Annotated in this window: 16 protein-coding genes and 2 tRNA genes; 7 read left to right on the forward strand and 11 right to left on the reverse strand. The window is 70.7% G+C overall.

What is annotated here, in order from left to right; all coding sequences use genetic code 11:
* Positions 1-96 precede the first annotated feature (96 nt).
* Both tig and ACZ42A_RS15565 read right to left on the reverse strand, forming a co-directional pair.
* The gene (tig, locus tag ACZ42A_RS15560) at positions 97-1,488 is read right to left on the reverse strand and encodes a trigger factor (protein WP_468527719.1); all 1,392 of its coding nucleotides are present in this window, start codon (positions 1,486-1,488) and stop codon (positions 97-99) included.
* Between the two features lie 199 nt (positions 1,489-1,687).
* A tRNA-Pro gene (locus tag ACZ42A_RS15565) sits at positions 1,688-1,764 on the reverse strand.
* 167 nt (positions 1,765-1,931) lie between these two features.
* On the opposite strand from ACZ42A_RS15565, the gene ACZ42A_RS15570 reads away from it, so the two are divergent.
* Positions 1,932-2,002, forward strand: a tRNA-Gly gene (locus ACZ42A_RS15570).
* A 79-nt stretch (positions 2,003-2,081) separates the two neighbouring features.
* On the opposite strand, the gene ACZ42A_RS15575 is transcribed toward ACZ42A_RS15570, so the two are convergent.
* The gene (locus ACZ42A_RS15575) at positions 2,082-2,276 is read right to left on the reverse strand and encodes a hypothetical protein (protein ID WP_468527720.1); all 195 of its coding nucleotides are present in this window, start codon (positions 2,274-2,276) and stop codon (positions 2,082-2,084) included.
* A gap of 379 nt (positions 2,277-2,655) precedes the next feature.
* On the opposite strand from ACZ42A_RS15575, the gene ACZ42A_RS15580 reads away from it, so the two are divergent.
* Entirely contained in the window at positions 2,656-3,852 is a 1,197-nt protein-coding gene (locus ACZ42A_RS15580) for an acyltransferase family protein (RefSeq protein ID WP_468527721.1), read from the forward strand.
* Between the two features lie 15 nt (positions 3,853-3,867).
* On the opposite strand, the gene ACZ42A_RS15585 is transcribed toward ACZ42A_RS15580, so the two are convergent.
* Both ACZ42A_RS15585 and ACZ42A_RS15590 read right to left on the reverse strand, forming a co-directional pair.
* The gene (locus ACZ42A_RS15585; RefSeq protein ID WP_468527722.1) at positions 3,868-4,326 is read right to left on the reverse strand and encodes an HD domain-containing protein; all 459 of its coding nucleotides are present in this window, start codon (positions 4,324-4,326) and stop codon (positions 3,868-3,870) included.
* A gap of 12 nt (positions 4,327-4,338) precedes the next feature.
* On the reverse strand, positions 4,339-5,565 hold the full coding sequence (locus ACZ42A_RS15590; RefSeq protein ID WP_468527723.1) for a PP2C family protein-serine/threonine phosphatase: 1,227 nt from the start codon (positions 5,563-5,565) through the stop codon (positions 4,339-4,341).
* A gap of 162 nt (positions 5,566-5,727) precedes the next feature.
* Here ACZ42A_RS15590 and ACZ42A_RS15595 point away from each other — a divergent pair, with 162 nt between their 5' ends.
* On the forward strand, positions 5,728-6,978 hold the full coding sequence (locus ACZ42A_RS15595; RefSeq protein WP_468527724.1) for a GNAT family N-acetyltransferase: 1,251 nt from the start codon (positions 5,728-5,730) through the stop codon (positions 6,976-6,978).
* Here the strand turns inward: ACZ42A_RS15595 and ACZ42A_RS15600 are convergent.
* A complete protein-coding gene (locus tag ACZ42A_RS15600; protein WP_468527725.1) occupies positions 6,975-7,784 on the reverse strand; it encodes an Fpg/Nei family DNA glycosylase in 810 nt (269 codons plus the stop codon). The two genes, ACZ42A_RS15595 and ACZ42A_RS15600, sit on opposite strands and share 4 nt — an antisense overlap.
* Positions 7,785-7,849: 65 nt before the next feature.
* Entirely contained in the window at positions 7,850-8,338 is a 489-nt protein-coding gene (locus tag ACZ42A_RS15605) for a ribose-5-phosphate isomerase (RefSeq protein WP_468527726.1), read from the reverse strand.
* A gap of 205 nt (positions 8,339-8,543) precedes the next feature.
* On the opposite strand from ACZ42A_RS15605, the gene ACZ42A_RS15610 reads away from it, so the two are divergent.
* The gene (locus ACZ42A_RS15610; RefSeq protein ID WP_468527727.1) at positions 8,544-10,016 is read left to right on the forward strand and encodes an amino acid permease; all 1,473 of its coding nucleotides are present in this window, start codon (positions 8,544-8,546) and stop codon (positions 10,014-10,016) included.
* A gap of 113 nt (positions 10,017-10,129) precedes the next feature.
* Here the strand turns inward: ACZ42A_RS15610 and ACZ42A_RS15615 are convergent, their stop codons facing one another.
* Complete coding sequence (locus ACZ42A_RS15615) at positions 10,130-11,659, reverse strand: serine/threonine-protein kinase (protein ID WP_468527728.1); 1,530 nt, start codon at positions 11,657-11,659, stop codon at positions 10,130-10,132.
* A 76-nt stretch (positions 11,660-11,735) separates the two neighbouring features.
* Between ACZ42A_RS15615 and ACZ42A_RS15620 the strand changes: the two genes are divergently transcribed.
* Positions 11,736-12,461: a hypothetical protein gene (locus ACZ42A_RS15620; RefSeq protein WP_468527729.1), complete on the forward strand. Its 726-nt coding sequence runs from the start codon at positions 11,736-11,738 to the stop codon at positions 12,459-12,461.
* 114 nt (positions 12,462-12,575) lie between these two features.
* Here ACZ42A_RS15620 and ACZ42A_RS15625 read toward each other — a convergent pair whose 3' ends face one another.
* On the reverse strand, positions 12,576-13,163 hold the full coding sequence (locus ACZ42A_RS15625; protein ID WP_468527730.1) for a biotin transporter BioY: 588 nt from the start codon (positions 13,161-13,163) through the stop codon (positions 12,576-12,578).
* A gap of 400 nt (positions 13,164-13,563) precedes the next feature.
* On the opposite strand from ACZ42A_RS15625, the gene ACZ42A_RS15630 reads away from it, so the two are divergent.
* Positions 13,564-14,955, forward strand: coding sequence for an amino acid permease (locus tag ACZ42A_RS15630; protein ID WP_468527731.1), 1,392 nt, complete (start codon positions 13,564-13,566; stop codon positions 14,953-14,955).
* Between the two features lie 144 nt (positions 14,956-15,099).
* Complete coding sequence (locus tag ACZ42A_RS15635; RefSeq protein WP_468527732.1) at positions 15,100-15,741, forward strand: superoxide dismutase; 642 nt, start codon at positions 15,100-15,102, stop codon at positions 15,739-15,741.
* A gap of 109 nt (positions 15,742-15,850) precedes the next feature.
* On the opposite strand, the gene ACZ42A_RS15640 is transcribed toward ACZ42A_RS15635, so the two are convergent.
* Positions 15,851-16,465 carry a histidine phosphatase family protein gene (locus ACZ42A_RS15640; protein WP_468527733.1) on the reverse strand — a complete coding sequence of 205 codons (615 nt, stop codon included), beginning with the start codon at positions 16,463-16,465 and terminating at the stop codon, positions 15,851-15,853.
* Positions 16,462-17,916: an FGGY-family carbohydrate kinase gene (locus tag ACZ42A_RS15645; protein WP_468527734.1), complete on the reverse strand. Its 1,455-nt coding sequence runs from the start codon at positions 17,914-17,916 to the stop codon at positions 16,462-16,464. Before ACZ42A_RS15645 ends, ACZ42A_RS15640 begins: the two co-directional genes overlap by 4 nt.
* Positions 17,917-17,972: the final 56 nt, after the last annotated feature.

Here is a 17,972-nt window from a genome sequence, read left to right on the forward strand (position 1 = left end):
CCGGGGGCGTAGCGGGGCTTGAGTTGCGCAACGAAACGGGCCCTGGGTCACCACGTACCCAGGGCCCGTTCTACGTCACGGGAGGTGCCGAACGGCTCAGCCCTCGGACTTCTCCTCGGCCGGAGCCTCGGTGTCCTCGGCGGCCTCGACCGTCTCGGTGGCGGCCTCGGCCTCGTCCTCGTCGTCCAGGTCGATGATCTCGCCGTTGGTGTCCTTCACCGTGGCGGCCTCGACCACGAGGGCCAGGGCCTTGCCGCGGGCGACCTCGCCGACGAGCAGCGGGACCTGGCCCTGCTCGACGACGGCCTGGGCGAACTGGTCGGGGGACATGCCGGAGGAGGCGGCACGCCGCATGAGGTGCTCGGTGAGCTCCTCCTGGTTGACGTTGAGCTTCTCCTGCTTGACGAGCTCGTCGAGCACGAACTGGGTCTTGATGCCCTTGATCGCGGCCTCGCGGGTCTCGGTCTCGAACTCCTCGGCGGTCTTGCCCTGGAGCTCCAGGTACTTGTCGAGGGTGAGACCCATCTGGCCGAGCTGGTGGTGCTCGAGGTTGTGCTTGCGGGTGTTGATCTCGTCCTCGAGCAGCTTCTCGGGGACCGGGACCTCGACCAGCTCGAGCAGCTTCTCCAGGACGCGCTCCTGCGCCTGGGTGGCCTGGTCGAACTGCTTCATGTTCTCCAGGCGCTTGCGGCTGTCGGCCTTCAGCTCCTCGAGGGTGTCGAACTCGGAGGCGAGCTGTGCGAACTCGTCGTCCAGCTCGGGCAGCTCACGCTTGGCGACCTGGGTGACCTTGACGGTGACCTCGGCCTCCTTGCCGGCCGCGGAGCCGCCCTTGAGCTCGGAGGTGAAGGTGGCCTCGCCACCAGCCTCCAGGCCCTTCACGGCGTCGTCGATGCCGTCCAGCAGCTCGCCGGAGCCGATGGTGTAGGAGACGCCGTTGGCGACGCCGTCCTCGAGGACCTTGCCCTCGACCTTGGCCTCCAGGTCGACGGTGACCACGTCGCCGTCCTCGGCGGCGCGCTCGACCGGGGTGGTGGAGGCGAAGCGCTCGCGGAGCTGCTCGACCGACTTCTCGACGTCCTCGTCGGTGACCTCGACGGCGTCGACCTCGACCTCGATGCCGGAGTAGTCCGGGATCTCGATCGCGGGGCGGATGTCGACCTCGGCGGTGAAGTTCAGCGTCTCGCCGTCCTTCAGCTCCGTGATGTCGACCTCGGGCTGGCCGAGGACGTTGAGCTCGGCCTCGTTGACCGCCTCCGTGTAGAACTTCGGAAGCGCGTCGTTGACGGCCTCCTCCAGCACGGCGCCACGGCCGAACCGCTGGTCGATGACCCGGGCGGGAATCTTGCCCTTGCGGAAGCCCTTCACCGTGACCTGCTGGTTGATCTTCTTGTACGCCGCGTCGAGGCTGTCCTTGAGCTCCTCGAAGGGCACCTCGACAGTGAGCCGAACCCGGGTCGGGTTCAGGTTCTCCACGGCGCTCTTCACGGTTCGGTCTCCTTGTGGCTGACTTCTCGGGTTCTGCCGGAGCCAGACTGGTCCGGCGGATTTCGCCGCCCGGAGGAGTTCGTAGGCCGCGTAGGCCGGACACACGGGCGTGCAGCTTGCATAGTAACGGCAGCGGGTACACGGCCCAAAAGGCGATCATCCGCGAAGGCGGGAACGATCACTCAAGGTGATCAGTGACTGGTCGGGGTGGCGGGATTTGAACCCACGGCCTTCCGCTCCCAAAGCGGACGCGCTACCAAGCTGCGCCACACCCCGTCTGGTGTGCGACACGTAGGGTACATGCCCAGGGACAGCCCGGCCGCCGGATTACGTGCGCCCGCGGAGGGGCGCCCGCGCGACACCGGAAGGGGTGTGCGGCGAGGGGGACCGACCCGCTACGATGCCTCCAGTGCCGCGGTCGCTCGACCAGCGGCGCGTTGTGTGCGGGCGTAGCTCAATGGTAGAGCCCCAGTCTTCCAAACTGGCTACGCGGGTTCGATTCCCGTCGCCCGCTCGGTGCGGTTCAGGGCCGGCCGGAGATCATTTCTCCGGCCGGCCCTGACGCGTTCGGGAGCGGCCCGGAAGAGCGGGGCTCAGAAGCTGATCGAGTTGATCGTTTCCGCTATCGAGTCGAGGAAACGATTGATCGACGGGGCCATGCCGGTCGAGGCGAGGAAGAAGCCGAAGAGGATCGCCACGATGGCGGGTCCGGCCTTGATCGAACCCCCGCGGATCATCACGACCAGGATGATCGCCAACAGCAGCACCACTGACAGTGAAATGGCCACAACAGATCACACCCTCGGTCGGTCCGCTCTCCCGGCCGGGGGATGCCGGCACCGCACACACCCCCGCCAGAACCATCGTGCCACCAACCAGCCCGCCCTATGCGGCCCATGACGCAACGTCGGTCACGGCAGTGCCGCGCGAGCACCCGGCTCCGTCGCCAACGGCCGCGCCGGAGCGGGCCGCACGATAATTCGACGACATGTTCGCGACAGGAATTCGACAGGTTGGTTTCCATGTCCACACAACATGCGCACAGACAAATCGAATTACCCCCCAACTGGACATTTCACCTGCATAAAGCGGGGGTAGCCGAGCACTGAACCAGGAATGACGTCGAGGGTTTTACGGGACCCCTCATACGCCGCTAGGGTGCCTCAGATGTTTCACGCCGCCTCCTCCCGCCGCAGGGCGCCGCTTCCCCCGGCACAGTCGCCGGCCTCGGGAGTGCCGAGCCCGCGGTCACCTCAGAGCCCGCAGTCCGGCAAGCAGCGCGACGCGTTCTTCGACAACGCCAAATACCTGGCGATCGTGCTGGTGGCCATCGGTCACGCCTGGGAGCCGCTGAAGGGTGACAGCCGCGTCCTGGAGGGCGCGTACACGGTCGTGTACACCTTCCACATGCCGGCTTTCATCATCATCTCCGGCTTCTTCTCGCGCAGTTTCGACATGCGCCCCAGCCGGCTCAAGCGGCTGATCACCGGTGTCGCCGTGCCGTACATCGTCTTCGAGACCGCCTATCCGCTCTTCAAGCGCGTCATCGACGACGACCCGGGCCAGGAGATCAGCCTCCTCGACCCCTGGTATCTCACCTGGTTCCTGTGCGCGCTGTTCCTGTGGCGGCTCACCACGCCGATCTGGAAGATGGTCCGCTGGCCGCTGCCGGTCGCGCTCGGTGTCGCCATGGCCGCGTCGGCCAGCCCGGAGATCGGTGACGACCTGGACCTGCAGCGCGTGTTGCAGTTCCTGCCGTACTTCGTGCTCGGCCTGTGCATGAAGCCCGAGCACTTCCACATGGTGCGCCGCCGCTCGGTGCGGATCCTGTCGGTGCCGGTCTTCGCCGCCGCGCTGGCCGTGGGCTGGTGGGCCGTGCCGCGGATGAACACCGCCTGGTTCTACCACCGGGACGCCGCCCAGCAGCTGGGTGTGCCGTGGTGGGTCGGACCGGTGATGGTGCTGGCGATGTTCGGCTGCTCGCTGCTGCTGACCGCCTGCTTCTTCGCCTGGGTGCCGCGCCGGAACATGTGGTTCACCGCGCTGGGCGCGGGCACGCTGTACGGCTATCTGCTGCACGGATTCGTGGTCAAGGCCGGTATGTACCAGGGCTGGTTCGACCACGCCTGGCTGCACCGGCCGCTCGGTGAGATCTTCGTGACGGTGCTCGCCGCGATCGGTGTGACGCTGCTGTGCACCAAGCCGGTGCAGCGCGTGTTCCGGTTCGCGATGGAGCCGAAGATGGACTGGGCGTTCAAGCAGGACGCCGCCCAAGTCGCCCGGGACCGCCAGAAGAACGACTCGGGCGAGAAGACCGCAAACGCCGACAACAGCGACAGCAAGCGGGAAACCGCCCGCGTCTGAGGCCGGTTCGCCGTCTCACCCCTCCAGACCGAGAAGTGCGCGCATCCGCGCGTACTTCTCGGTCAGTCGTGTGCGGGTCGGCTCGTCGAGGGCGGCGAGGCGGGCCGGGTCCGCGTTGTGGGCCAGATCGGCCTCCTTCACCAGCAGCGCGCCGGGGGTGGCGAGGATGCGGGCGGCGTACGCCTCCGGGGGCTCCCCCGCCCGCTTGGTGACAGCCAGCACGATGTCCTTCGTACGGCGGCTCAGCGGGGCCTGGTGCAGCCACCGCTCCGGCAGCACGTCGTCCTCCACGGCGTCGTGCAGCCAGGCGGCGGCGATCTGCTCGGTGTCGCCGCCGCGGGCGCGGACGCCCTCCGCGACGGCCTGGAGGTGTTCGGCGTAGGGCCGGCCGGCCTTGTCTGTCTGGCCCTGGTGGGCGGCCCGGGCCAGGGCCTCCACCTCGGCGAGGGGCAGGGTGCGCGGGGTCTCGGTCACCCCGCCAGTGTCTCAGCGGGCGACCGGCCGCGCCTGCGACGCCTGCGCCTGGGCCTGGGCCTGGGCCTGTGCCGCGGCCGTGGGGCCCTCGCGGCAGATCAGCAGCAGGGCCCGGTCGTCGTTGACGTCCTTGGCGACGGCCTCGATGAGGTGCCAGGCGGCGCCATGGAAGCCGCCGGCGACATAGCGGTCGGCCTCGCCGGTGAGGCGGTCGATGCCCTCGACGATGTCGCGGTCGGAGGTCTCCACCAGACCGTCGGTGAACAGCATCAGCACGTCCCCGGGCCGCAGCGAGCCCTTCACCGGGTCGAACTGGGCGCCCTCGTACACCCCGAGCAGCGGGCCCTCGGCCGCCTTCTCCTCCCAGCGGCCGCTGCCCGCGCTGAGCTGGAGCCCCGGCGGATGGCCCGCCGAGTACAGCTCGTAGTCCCCCGAGTCGAGGTCCAGGACCAGGTGGATGGAGGTCGCGAAGCCCTCGTCCCAGTCCTGGCGGAGCAGATAGCCGTTCGCGGCCGGGAGGAAGGCGTGCGGCGGCAGGGAGCCGAGCAGGCCGCTGAAGGCACCGGCGAGGAGCAGCGCCCGGGAGGCGGCGTCCATGCCCTTGCCGGAGACGTCGGTGAGGACGACCTCCAGGGTGCGGCCGCCGTTCGTACGGGCCGCCACCACGAAGTCGCCGGAGAAGGACTGGCCGCCGGCCGGGCGCAGCGCCATCTCGCGGTGCCAGCCCGCCGGCAGTTTGGGCAGCCGGCTCTGGGTGCGGATGCGTTCGCGCAGGTCGAACAGCATGGTGCCGCCGCGCCGCCAGGGCACGCCGACCCGGCTGCGGAACTGGGCGATGAGCAGCCCGAAGAACCCGCAGGCGGCGACGACGAGGACCACGCCCGGGGTGACCCGGGAGGGGCCCTCGGTGTACGGGCCGAGCTGGATCGACTCCACGATCAGCGCGGTCGCCGCGGCGGCGTACAGGCCCAGCAGGCTCGCCGGGCGCAGCAGCAGGCCGCCCGCGACGATCGGCAGGACCAGCGCGGCCGGGGAGCACCACACCGGGTTGGCGAGCGTGGTGACGGCGATCAGCGGGACGGTGAGCAGCAGTCCGGCGAGGGCGACCCAGTCGGAGCCGTCGCCGCGGAAGTAGTCGACGGCGCTTCTGCGCAGGCCGACGCGGACCCGGTGCCACTGCATCTTCCACCGGGCCGGGAACGTCTCGGCCGCCGCGCGCCGCTCTCGTCCTGCTGCCATTAGTTCGGGACCCTATCCATCGGACCTGTCGCTTGGCACGGGAGGTCCCACTTGTCCCCCGTCCGAGGCTCGACTTCACAGTGAACTTCACGGAAAGCCGCCGTGCCGCCGCCTGCCGGTAATTCCCTGGCTCGCCCCTCAATGCCCTGGTAGGCATGGACCATGGCGATGGTGAGTGACTGGTCGGACGGACTGCGCGTCCTGCGGCCGGACGACTGGGACGTGTGGTACGACACCCTGCTGCGTGCCTTCGGCGGCGTGCCGGAGGCGCCCGAGGAGCGGGAACTGTGGCGGGACCTCACCGAGTTCGACCGTTCCCTGGCCGTCTGGGACGGGGACGCGGTCGTGGGGACGGCCGGGGCGTTCACGTTCCGGCTGACCGTGCCCGGCGGGGCGGCGGTGCCCGCGGCGGGCGTCACCATGGTCGGCGTCGCCGGCACCCACCGGCGGCGAGGGGTGCTGACCGCGATGATGCGGCGGCAGCTGGACGACGTCCGCTCCTGGGGCGAGCCGCTGGCGGTGCTGACCGCCTCCGAGCCGGACATCTACGGCCGGTTCGGGTACGGCGCGGCGACGTTCTCGCTGAGCGCCGAGATCGACACCGTCCGGGTGCGGCTGTCGGTGCCGCCCGGGACCGACGACGTACGACTGCAGTACGCGGCGCCCGCGGATGTGCTGGACGCGTGCGAGGCGGTCTACGCCCGGCTGGTGCCCGGGCGCCCCGGCATGCTGGCACGGCAGCCGAAGTGGGAGCGGGTGGGTCTCCTCGACCCCGAGAGCGAGCGTGAGGGAGCCTCACCGCTCCAGTGCGTGGTCGCCGAACGGGACGGCCGGATCGTCGGATACGCCCGGTTCCGGGTGAAGCTCGGCTGGGGCCTGAGCGGGCACGACGGCACGGTGATCCTGGAGGACCTGGCGGCGCCGGACCCCGCGGTGGATGCGGCGCTGTGGCGGTTCCTGTTCGGGATCGATCTGACCTCGACGCTGGCCGTACGGGGGCGGCCGGTCGACGACACCTGGCAGTACCTGGTGTCGGACATCCGGCGGTGCCTGCCTCGGCTGCGGGACTCGCTGTATCTGCGGCCGGTGGAGGTGGGGGCCGCGCTGGAGGCACGCACGTATGCCGCCCCGGTGGATGTCGTGCTGGACGTCGAGGACGCCTTCTGCCCGTGGAACACGGGGCGTTGGCGGCTCAGCGGGGACGCGAAGGGCGCGTCCTGCGAGCGTACGACCGACACGCCGGATCTCGCCCTCTCCGTACGGGAGTTGGGGTCGGCGTACCTCGGCGGCGTGAGCCTCGCGGCCCTGGCGGCGGCCGGTCGGGTGCGGGAACTGCGGGCGGGTGCGCTGACGGAGGCGTCGGTGGCGTTCGGCACGACCGGGCCGGCGCCCTGGCTGCCGCACGGCTTCTAGGCCTGCTGGCAGGTGGGGCACCAGAAGAGGTTGCGGGCGGCGAGATCGGCGGTGCGGATCTCGCCGCCACAGATGTGGCAGGGGAGCGTGGCCCTGCGGTAGACGTACACCTCGCCGCCGTGGTCGTCCACGCGCGGCGGGCGGCCCATGGCCTCCGGGGTGTGTTCGGGGCGGACCGTGTCGATGCGGTTGTTGCGGACGCCCTCGCGCATCAGGTCCACGAGGTCGGCCCAGATGGCCCGCCACTCGGCCGGGGTGATGTCCCTGCCCGCGCGGTACGGGTCGATGCCGTGCCGGAAGAGGACCTCCGCGCGGTAGACGTTGCCGACGCCGGCGATGATCTTCTGGTCCATCAGCAGGGCGGCGATCGTCGTACGGCTGCGGGAGACGCGGCGGTAGGCCGCGTCCGGGTCGGCGTCGTCGCGCAGCGGGTCCGGGCCGAGGCGGTCGTGTATCGCTCGCTTCTCGGCGTCCGTGATCAGGGCGCAGGTCGTCGGGCCGCGCAGGTCGACGTACGAGGTGGCGTTGGCCAGGCGGAGGCGGACCGTCTCCGTGGGCGGGGGTGCCGGGGCGTCGCCGAAGGCCACCTTGCCGAACAGGCCCAGGTGGATGTGGACCCAGTCGGCGTCACGGAAGCGCAGGAACAGGTGCTTGCCGTGGGCCTCGGTGGCGGTGAGGACGGCCCCGTCGAGCAGGTCCGCCGCGTCGGAGAACTTGCCCTGGGGGCTGGTGACCCGGGGTGCCGTGCCGGAGAAGCGGGTGGCGTAGTCGTGCGCCAGCCGGTGAATCGTGTGCCCCTCTGGCACGGTTCCGTGTCCTTCCAGCCCCCCCCGGGGGCGCGCCCTTCCAGCCCCCGCCGGGAGGGCGTGCGTCAGTCCTGCTGCGGGTGGTGCGCCGGGATCGGCGGCAGCTCGCCCGTCGTCTCGTACCCCGACAGCATGTCGATACGGCGGATGTGACGCTCGTCACCGGAGAACGGCGTGCCCAGGAAGACCTCGACGAACTTGGTCGCCTCCTCCTGGGTGTGCATGCGCGCGCCGACCGCGACGACGTTGGCGTTGTTGTGCTGGCGGCCGAGCGCCGCCGTCTCCTCGCTCCAGGCGAGGGCCGCGCGGACGCCCTTGACCTTGTTCGCGGCGATCTGCTCGCCGTTGCCGGAGCCGCCGATCACGATGCCGAGGGCGTCGGGGTCCGCGGCCGTCTTCTCCGCGGCGCGGAGGCAGAACGGCGGGTAGTCGTCCTGGGCGTCGTAGATGTGGGGGCCGCAGTCGACGGGGTCGTGACCCGCCGCCTTGAGCCATTCGACGAGGTGGTTCTTGAGTTCGAAGCCGGCATGGTCCGAGCCGAGATACACGCGCATGGGATGAGTGTGACATGCGGGCCGCCGGGCGGCGGGCCCGGGTGTCGGCGCTGAAAAATGTGAGTAACACCACCGAACCTCAGGAAAACCTCAAGTAACGATCCGGATTCAAAGGTTCAGTAATTCGTTCGCCTCCGTTTCACTGGACCGACTCGTACACCGCTCGTACGGGAAACAGCTCTCCCGGCGCAAAGGAATCCGTCCCATGACTTCGCAGCCGACCCTGACGAAGGCCGGAAGCGGCCACGGAGGCCCTGGAGGAACCGGCGATCCCGGTTCCGGAAGCGGCCTTCAGGCAGGGCTCAAGAACCGCCATCTGTCGATGATCGCCATCGGTGGTGTCATCGGCGCCGGACTCTTCGTGGGGTCCTCTTCCGGTATCGCCACCGCCGGTCCCGGCATCCTTCTCTCGTACGCGCTCGTCGGCACGCTCGTGGTGCTGGTGATGCGCATGCTCGGCGAGATGTCGGCCGCCAACCCGACCTCCGGCTCCTTCTCCGCGCACGCCGACCGCGCGCTCGGCCGCTGGGCCGGCTTCTCCATCGGCTGGCTCTACTGGTTCTTCTGGGTCGTGGTGCTCGCGGTCGAGGCGACCGCCGGTGCCGTGATCCTGGAGGGCTGGGTGCCCTCCGTACCGCAGTGGGCCTGGGCGCTCATCGTGATGGTGGTGCTGACCGGCACCAACCTGGTCTCCGTGGGCTCCTACGGCGAGTTCGAGTTCTGGTTCGCCGGCATCAAGGTCGTCGCCATCGGCGCCTTCATCGTCATCGGCGGCCTCGCGGTCTTCGGGCTGCTGCCCGGCGTCGACAGCGAGCAGGCCGGGCTCTCCAACCTCACCGAGCACGGCGGCTTCCTGCCCAATGGGCCGGGGGCGATCCTGACCGGTGTGCTGCTGGTCGTCTTCTCCTTCATGGGAAGCGAGATCGCGACCCTGGCCGCCGGTGAGTCCGAGGACCCGCAGCGGGCCGTCACCAAGTCGACCAACAGCATCATCTGGCGTATCGCGGTCTTCTACCTGGGCTCGATCCTGGTCGTCGTCTCCCTGCTGCCGTGGGACTCCAAGTCCATCCAGGACAAGGGCTCCTACGTCGCCGCTCTCGACTCGCTCGGCATCGCGCACGCCGGTCAGATCATGAACTTCATCGTGCTGACCTCGGTGCTGTCCTGTCTCAACTCCGGCCTCTACACCGCCTCCCGGATGGCCTTCTCGCTCGGCCAGCGCGGGGACGCGCCGAAGGCGTTCGCGAAGACCACCGAGCGCGGTGTGCCGCGGACCGCCATCCTGGTCTCCGTCGTCTTCGGGTTCGTGGCCGTGTTCTTCAACTACAAGTTCCCGGACTCGGTCTTCCTCTTCCTGGTCAACTCCAGCGGTGCCGTCGCGCTGTTCGTCTGGCTGGTGATCTGCTTCTCGCAGCTGCGCATGCGGAAGATCATCCAGGCCGAGGCGCCGGAGAAGCTGGTCGTGAAGATGTGGCTGTACCCGTATCTGACCTGGGCGACCGCCGCGCTGATCGTCTTCGTCCTCGGCTACATGCTCACCGACACCGAGCACGACGGGCGCAAGACCGTGCTGCTGTCGCTGCTGGTGGCGGCGGTGGTCCTCACCATCGCCGTGGTCCGGCAGAAGCTCGGGGCCGGCAAGGTCCAGGAGCAGCGGGACGAGGTCGCGGCCGGCTGATCCCGGCCGTCCGGCAGACACCTCAAGGGCCCCGCGGCACTTCGCCGCGGGGCCCTTCTCACAGCCCTTTCTCAAGGCACGGTTCTCACGGCACGCTTCTCACAACACCTTTCTCACAACACCGTGAAGCCCTTTTTCACATCGTCGTAGATCCGCAGCGCCTCGCTTTCCGTCCGCGGCTGGTACCACGTGTTGATCTGGTACGACTTCCCCCTCGCGGTGAAGCCGAGCAGCCGCGCGTGCCAGTCCACGCCGTCGAGCGTGAAGGCGTACTCCCAGACCACCGCCGGATGGCCGCGGAACTCCGTCTCCTCCAGGCGGATCTTCCGGTAGTTCCGCCCCTGGTGGGCGTTCTGTTCCGAGGTGCGCCACGTCTCCATCAAGTCGCCCCGGGCGAGGGCGGACTTGGCGACGAGTTCCTGGGTGCCGTCCGGGGCCGTGTAGTGGATCTCGGCCCCCGTCCGCACATCCCGGCGCCAGCCCTCCGGTGGCGCCCAGGCGAACCCGCCCGCTTCTCTGCGGGCGCCCGGCGGAAGGCTCGGAGGACGGGAGGTGCCCTCGACCGTGGGGGAAGCGGTGGTGGGCGGGGAGCCCGCCGCCCGGTCGGTGCCGTCGTCCGGGGCGCCGGAGGTGGCGGTGAGGACGAGCGCGGTCACCGCGGCCGCCGTGAGGACGCCCGCTGCCGCCAGCCCCGCCTGAAGTCGGGGGCGGGGCTTCGGAGGCTCGGGGTCCGGGGGGCGGATGAGGACCGGCGTGGGTTTCAGGGTGGGGGTCGGCGGGGGGAAGGCGACGGGACGCAGGGCTGCCCCCACGGCCTCCAGGTCCGGGCGAGCCGCCGGGTCCTTGGCCAGCAGCGCGGACAGGATCTCGTGCAACGGGCCCGCGCCGGCGGGGAGTCGGGGCTCCTCGTAGAGGACGGCGTGCAGGGTCGCCAGGGTGGTGTCGCGGGCGAACGGGGAGTGGCCGGCGAGGGCCGCGCAGAGGGTGGCGCCGAGGGACCAGAGGTCGGACGGCGGGCCCTGGGGGCGCCCGGAGACCCGCTCGGGTGCCATGTAGTCGGGCGAGCCGACGAGCATGCCGGCCATGGTGAGCGCCTTGGCGTCCTGGATGGCGGCGATACCGAAGTCGGTGAGGACGACACGCCGGCCGTCCGGCCCGGCCAGGACGTTGCCGGGTTTGATGTCGCGGTGCAGGACACCGCGGGCGTGCACCTCGCGCAGGGCGGCGACCAGGCCGAGGCCGATCCGGGCCGTCTCGCGCGGGCCGAGCGGGCCCTGCTCGGTCATGATCCGCTCCAGGGAGCGGCCGGCGATCAGCTCCATGACGATCCACAGGCGGTCGCCCTCGTCCACCACGTCGTAGACGCGGACGACGTTGGGGTGGTCGATCCGCGCAGTGGCCCGGGCCTCGCGCAGCGTGCGTTCGCGGCGGGTGCGGGCGTCCTCCGCGTCGAGACCGTCGATGCGCATTTCCTTGACGGCGACTTCCCGGTCGAGTATTTCGTCGGCGGCTCGCCACACCCGCCCCATTCCTCCCTGGCCTATGCTTTCGGCCAGCCGATAACGCTCCGCCACCAAGAGCCCCGGAAATCCCGGCAATTCGCTGCACCCCCACAATGGCCCCACTTCGCGCCGTACCAGCATAGTGTGGCGAAATCTTGTGGTACCTCTTCAAGTGCTGCGAATTCAGGCGCAGCCAAGGGGGACGAGGGGGGCGAACATGAGTTCTCGCCGCAGGACGGCCATCGCGGGATCGCTGGTCGTGGCATCTTTCTCGGCGGTGGTGATCCTTTCCACCGCCGTCGTCGCGGAAGAGGGGGGACCCGGAAGCAGCAAGGGGGGAAAGGCGATCGACAAGGCACCGGCGGGGGTTGAACTGACCACGCTGCTGCCCGAACAGATCTCCGTCGACAAGAGTTCGAAAAAGACGGAGATCACGGCCACCGTAAAGAACGGGGGAACGAAGGAAAGCGATGACATCCGGCTCTTGGTCGTGGGATTCGACGGCCTTCGGATCGATGAAGTGAAGGGCTGCACGGCGATTCCCGAAAAGGATCTGCCGGAGGGTTCGAACAGCGGCTTCAGCTGCGCGGTCGGGAAACTCGGCGCCGGGGCGTCCCGGTCGTACGACGTCGACGCGACCTACGACCTGAGCAAGGAGGGGAAGATCTGCCTGCCGGTGCAGACCGCCGACGGGAGCAGGACGTTCTGGCAGCAGGGCCCGGTGCCCTTCGGTACGGCGAACCCGTCACCGAACGCCCCGGCCACTCCCCTGCTGCTCGGCACCGACAACGAGCCGGTGGCACCGGGCGGCGACGAGCTGCCGAGGACCGGCGTCGGGCGGGAGGCGCTGCTGCCGCTGGGCGCGGCGGGGACGGTCCTGGTCGCGGCGGGTACGGCAGGGGTGTGGTGGACGCGGCGACGGCCGGAGTCGGCGTCGCGGTGACATGACCGGGCCGTGGACTTCCCCCTGGGGGCGGCACGGCCCGGAAACACGGAAGAGGCTCGCCGGGAGTCGTTGCCGCACGACCCGGCGAGCTCATCCGCACCGCCTGGCGCGTCAGCGCTTGTTCACGAACTTCCAGGCAGCGGGCAGCACGCCCATCGCCAGGGCCGCCTTCAGGGCGTCGCCGATCAGGAACGGGGTGAGGCCGGCCGCGATCGCGGCGGAGGCGGACATGTCCAGGGCCAGGGCGAGGTACGGCACGCCGACCGCGTAGATGATCGCCTCGCCGAGCAGCATCGCGCCCGCCATGCGCCACGGCGAGCGGTCGGCGCCGCGGCGGGCGAGGGCGCCCACGACGGTGGCGGCGAGCAGCATGCCGAGGACGTAGCCGAAGGACGGCATCGCCGCGCCCGAGGCGCCCTCCGCGAACCACGGCACGCCCGCGATGCCGGCCAGGGCGTACAGCGCCAGGGAGAGGAAGCCGCGGCCGGCGCCGAGCGCGGTGCCGACGAGCAGGGCGGCGAAGGTCTGGCCGGTCACCGGGACCGGGGAGCCGGGCACGGGCACCGAGAGCTGGGCCGCGAGTCCGGTGAGCACGGCACCGCCGGCGACGAGGGCGATGTCGCGGACGCGGGAGGCCGGGAGCAGGTCGGCGAGGACCTGGCCCGGGCGGGCGAGGGAGGTGGCGGTGGCGGTGCTCATGGGGACTCCGCGAGTGAGGGCGGTACGGGACACCGTGACGCTAACCCAGGGCACCTGAGCCGATCACCGTTACCGCTCGACAAAGGCTGGAGCGCGGGCGTGGTGGGGTGTGCACAAAGAGTGCCGATGACACCTGCCGGGGCGTGATAACGGTCACTGAGGTGGAGACGTGTGCGTCACGTGGGGCGGGGCAGGGGAGGCTGTAGGTTTCCGCCAACCCGTGCCGACTCGATTCCGACTCGCGTTCGACTTGTTTCCGACTCGTGCCGCGTGAGTGGAGCCGTACACTCCGTACTCTGTGCGTCCGCATAGTGAACGGCGCTCTCCCCTGACCGGGATCGCCGCCCAGACTGTGGGCGTTTTACCTGTCCCCGCCTCACTGGATGGACGAGCCGCGCCCATGCCCAGCACCACCGCTCAGGAGACTCCGCCGCAGGCGGACGCCTCCCTCTCCCATGGCCTGAAACAGCGCCACCTGTCGATGATCGCCCTCGGCGGCGTGATCGGCGCGGGCCTGTTCGTCGGCTCCGGCGCGGGTATCGCCGCCGCCGGTCCCTCGATCGTCGTCGCCTACATCCTCTCCGGCCTCCTGGTGATGCTGGTGATGCGGATGCTGGGCGAGATGTCGGCCGCGTATCCGTCGTCGGGCTCCTTCTCCGCGCACGCCGAGCGGGCCATCGGCCCGTGGGCGGGCTTCACGGCCGGCTGGTCGTTCTGGGTGCTGCTGTGCACGGCGGTCGGCCTGGAGGGCATCGGCGCCGCCAAGATCGTCAGCGGGTGGCTGCCCGGGACGCCCGAGTGGGCGTGGGTGGCGCTGTTCATGGTCGTCTTCTGCGCGGCGAACCTGGCCGCCGTGAAGAACTTCGGCGAGTTCGAGTTCTGGTTCGCCGCGCTGAAGGTCATCGCCATCTCGCTGTTCCTGGTGCTCGGCGTGCTCGCCATCCTGGGCGTGTTGCCGGGCACGGACGCGCCGGGCAGCAGCAACCTCACCGGAGAGGGAGGCTTCTTGCCGGGCGGCGGCGAGGGCCTGGTCATCGGCCTGCTCGCCTCCGTCTTCGCGTACGGCGGCCTGGAGACGGTCACCATCGCGGCGGCCGAGTCCGAGGACCCGGTGCGCGGCGTGGCGAGCGCGGTCCGCACGGCGATGTGGCGTATCGCGCTGTTCTACATCGGCTCGATGGCGGTCGTGGTGACGCTGGTGCCGTGGGACTCGAAGGAGATCGTCGAGAAGGGCCCCTACGTGGCCACCCTCGACCACCTCGGCATCCCCGGCGCCGGCCAGCTGATGAACGTGGTCGTGCTGGTCGCGCTGCTGTCCGCGATGAACGCCAACATCTACGGCTCCTCGCGCATCGCCTACTCGCTGGTGGAGCGCGGGCAGGGCCCGAAGGCGCTGGGCCGGGTGTCCGGCGGGGTGCCGCGGATCGCGGTGCTGGCGTCGTCGGTGTTCGGCTTCGCCTGCGTCCTGCTCAGCTACTGGCGGCCGGACGACGTCTTCCCCTGGCTGCTGAACATGATCGGCGCGGTGATTCTGGTCGTCTGGATCTTCATCGCGGTCTCCCAGCTGCGGCTGCGCCGCCGGGTGGAGCGCGAGGCGCCGGAGAAGCTGGTCGTGCGGATGTGGGCGTTCCCGGTGCTGACCTGGGTCGCGCTGGCCGGGATGGCGGCGATCTTCGTGCTGATGGCGCGGGAGCCGGACACCCGGGTGCAGTTGTACTCGACGGGCGGCATGACGCTGTTCCTGGCGGTCGTCGGCTACCTCTGGCAGCGCAGGCGCGAGCAGTCGGCGTAAGCGCGCTTCCTCCAAGGCCGTTCGAAGGCCCCCACGTGGCGACACGTGGGGGCCTTCTTGTTGCCCCCGCACCTGTCGTGGGTCTTGTTGTTGATAGCGTGTAGTTGCAAGCTACTTGCAATAAGAGGTCGGAGGGGACCCGCCATGCCCGTCTACACGCTTCCTGAACTGCCGTACGACTACTCCGCGCTCGCCCCCGTGATCAGCCCGGAGATCATCGAGCTGCACCACGACAAGCACCACGCGGCCTATGTGAAGGGCGCCAACGACACGTTGGAGCAGTTGGCCGAGGCGCGGGACAAGGAGCAGTGGGGGTCGATCAACGGCCTGGAGAAGAACCTGGCGTTCCATCTGTCCGGGCACATCCTGCACTCCATCTACTGGCACAACATGACCGGTGACGGCGGCGGCGAGCCGCTGGACAAGGACGGCGTGGGCGAGCTGGCGGACGCCATCGCCGAGTCGTTCGGCTCGTTCGCGGGCTTCAAGGCGCAGCTGTCGAAGGCCGCCGCCACCACCCAGGGTTCGGGCTGGGGCGTGCTGGCGTACGAGCCGCTGAGCGGCCGGCTGATCGTCGAGCAGGTCTACGACCACCAGGGCAACGTCGGGCAGGGCGCGACGCCGATCCTGGTCTTCGACGCCTGGGAGCACGCCTTCTACCTGCAGTACCGCAACCAGAAGGTGGACTTCATCGAGGCCATGTGGCAGGTCGTCAACTGGCAGGACGTCGCCCGCCGTTATGAGGCCGCCAAGTCCCGGGCGGATGTGCTGCTGCTGGCGCCCTGAGCGTCGTTCCGGTCGTCCTGCCTCGTGATCGTCTTCTCACCCTTCACGCAGGCGGGCGGAGTAAAGGGGAGGCCCCGCGAGGACGTGACTCGCGGGGCCTCCCCCATGGTCATGTGGTGGGGATGTTGAGCGAGAGCAGCCCCGCGGCGCCGGTGTCCGGGTCGAGGCGCAGCTCGGTGAGCGCGGCGTTGCGCAGCTTGGGGAAGACCCGACGGTAGTCGCCGAGCGGGATGCCCAGCAGACGGCACAGCACCAGCCGGAGCAGGGAGTTGTGGGCGACGACCAGGACCCGCTCGCCGGGGTGGGCGGCCGCGATGCGGCGCAGGGCGGCGGCTCCTCGGTCGGCGGCAGCCGTCGGGTCCTCGGCGCCGGGGAACGGGTGGGCCACGGGGTCGGCGCGGAAGGCCTCCGCGCGCGCCGGCTCCTCCTCCGCGAACTCGGCGAGCGTACGGCCCTCCAGGACCCCGAAGTCGCATTCCCGCAGGTCGGGTTCGCGGCGAGCGGTGAGCCCGAGGGCCTTGCAGGCGGGCTCGGCGGTGGCCACGGCCCGGGACAGCGGCGAGGTCCAGATGGCGTCCACCGGATGCTCCCCGATCCAGCGGCCCAGGGCCTCCGCCTGGGCGCGGCCGGTGTCGGTGAGCGCGATGTCGCTGACGCCGGCATACCGGTTCTCGCCATGCCAGACGGTCTGCCCGTGACGGGCGAGGAGAAGGGTGGCGGTCATGAGCCGCCAGTATTCCGCGCCGTGAGGCGGCGCGCATGCGCCGCCACCGGGCCCGGCAGCCAGCCGCGGGATTCCAGGGCGTCCAGGAGGCGGAGGTAGGGGCCCGTGTAGCGAGCCGTGCGGTCCGGGCGGGGGTGGACTGTGGTGCGGATGCGGACCATGCGGTCGGTGGTGTCGGTCAGGGGGGACTCGGGATGGGTCAGGGCGTGGCGGGCCAGGGCCGCCATGCCCAAGGCCGGTTCCGGGTGTTCGGGGAGGTGGGCCGGGCGGCCGAGGATGTCGGTGCGCAGCTGGGTCCAGTAGGGGCTGCGGGTGGCGCCGCCGGTGAAGGTGAGGGGGCCGTTCAGGGCGGCGCCCAGGTGGTCCAGGTAGTCCAGGCAGAGGCGTTCCGCCAGGCCGACGCCCTGGAGCAGGGCTGCCCAGAGGTCGGCGTCCGAGGTGGGTTCGCCCAGGAGCAGGGACATCGCCTCGGGGGCCACGAACGGGAAGCGTTCGCCCGGGGACACCAACGGGTAGGCCACCGCGCCCGACGGCTCGAAGGCCGCCGCCGCGCGGTCCATCGCCGCCGGGGCGGCGTCCGGGAAGCGGGCGGTGAGCACCCCCGCCCCCACGCTGGACGCCCCGCCGGGCAGCCACCCGCCGTCCGGCGCCCGGTGGTTGTAGACCACGCCGGTGCCGTCCCGCACCGGCTCCCGCGCCGCGCCCTTCAGCACCAGCGTGGTCCCCAGCACCGAGTTCCACGCGCCCTCCCGCAGCGCGCCCGAGGCGATCTGGGCCGCGCAGCCGTCGGTCATCCCGGCGACGACCGGGGTACCGGCGGGGATGCCGGTGGCCTCGGCGGCGGCCGGGCGGACCTCGCCGAGGACCGCGCCAGGGCGGACGACGTCCGGAAGGGCTCCCTCGGCCAGATCCGGCAGGTCGGGCCAGGCCTCGGCCTCCACGTCGTACGCCGTCTTCAGCGCGTGGCTGGAATCCGTCGGCACCGGGCGGCCGGTCAGCCGGGCCGTGATCACGTCCGGCTGGTGGGTGATCCGGCCCGGACCCTGGGCCGCCGCGAGCCACAGGGCCTTCGGCAGCGCCCAGGTGTCCTGCACGGCGAGCCCCGCCGCGCGCAGCCGGGCCGCCTCGCCCGCCGCCCGCCCGTCGTCGTACATCAGCGCCGGTCCCAGCGGCCGTCCGGCGCGGTCCGTCAGCAGCACGGTCCCGGACGTCCCGCACACCGCGAGCCCGCCGAGCCGCACGCCGGGACACGCCCGCAGCGCCTCCCGCGACGCCCCGCACACCGCCGTCCACCACTGCTCCGGGTCCTGCTCGTGCCGTACCCCGTCCCGTCGGCCGGCGACCGGCACCGCGCCGGAGCCGAGGACCGTGCCGTCCCCGGTGACGGCCAGGGCGCGGACGCTCTGGGTGCCGAGGTCGATGCCCAGCCAGGCCACTCGCTCGTCCGCCATCCGGTCCTCCCACGCTTAGCGTCCCGGTGTGTGAACTTCTCACCATGCCCTGAGAT

This window comes from Streptomyces sp. NPDC030838, assembly GCF_055572035.1.

Excerpts from the sequence above, each read along its gene's own strand:
- ACZ42A_RS15645 (WP_468527734.1), bottom strand. The coding sequence starts at position 17,916 with ATGGCGGACGAGCGAGTGGCCTGGCTGGGCATCGACCTCGGCACCCAG.
- ACZ42A_RS15580 (WP_468527721.1), top strand. The coding sequence starts at position 2,656 with ATGTTTCACGCCGCCTCCTCCCGCCGCAGGGCGCCGCTTCCCCCGGCA.
- ACZ42A_RS15610 (WP_468527727.1), top strand. The coding sequence starts at position 8,544 with ATGACTTCGCAGCCGACCCTGACGAAGGCCGGAAGCGGCCACGGAGGC.
- ACZ42A_RS15640 (WP_468527733.1), bottom strand. The coding sequence starts at position 16,465 with ATGACCGCCACCCTTCTCCTCGCCCGTCACGGGCAGACCGTCTGGCAT.
- ACZ42A_RS15625 (WP_468527730.1), bottom strand. The coding sequence starts at position 13,163 with ATGAGCACCGCCACCGCCACCTCCCTCGCCCGCCCGGGCCAGGTCCTC.
- ACZ42A_RS15605 (WP_468527726.1), bottom strand. The coding sequence starts at position 8,338 with ATGCGCGTGTATCTCGGCTCGGACCATGCCGGCTTCGAACTCAAGAAC.
- ACZ42A_RS15630 (WP_468527731.1), top strand. The coding sequence starts at position 13,564 with ATGCCCAGCACCACCGCTCAGGAGACTCCGCCGCAGGCGGACGCCTCC.
- ACZ42A_RS15620 (WP_468527729.1), top strand. The coding sequence starts at position 11,736 with ATGAGTTCTCGCCGCAGGACGGCCATCGCGGGATCGCTGGTCGTGGCA.
- ACZ42A_RS15635 (WP_468527732.1), top strand. The coding sequence starts at position 15,100 with ATGCCCGTCTACACGCTTCCTGAACTGCCGTACGACTACTCCGCGCTC.
- ACZ42A_RS15595 (WP_468527724.1), top strand. The coding sequence starts at position 5,728 with ATGGCGATGGTGAGTGACTGGTCGGACGGACTGCGCGTCCTGCGGCCG.
- ACZ42A_RS15590 (WP_468527723.1), bottom strand. The coding sequence starts at position 5,565 with ATGGCAGCAGGACGAGAGCGGCGCGCGGCGGCCGAGACGTTCCCGGCC.
- ACZ42A_RS15615 (WP_468527728.1), bottom strand. The coding sequence starts at position 11,659 with ATGCTGGTACGGCGCGAAGTGGGGCCATTGTGGGGGTGCAGCGAATTG.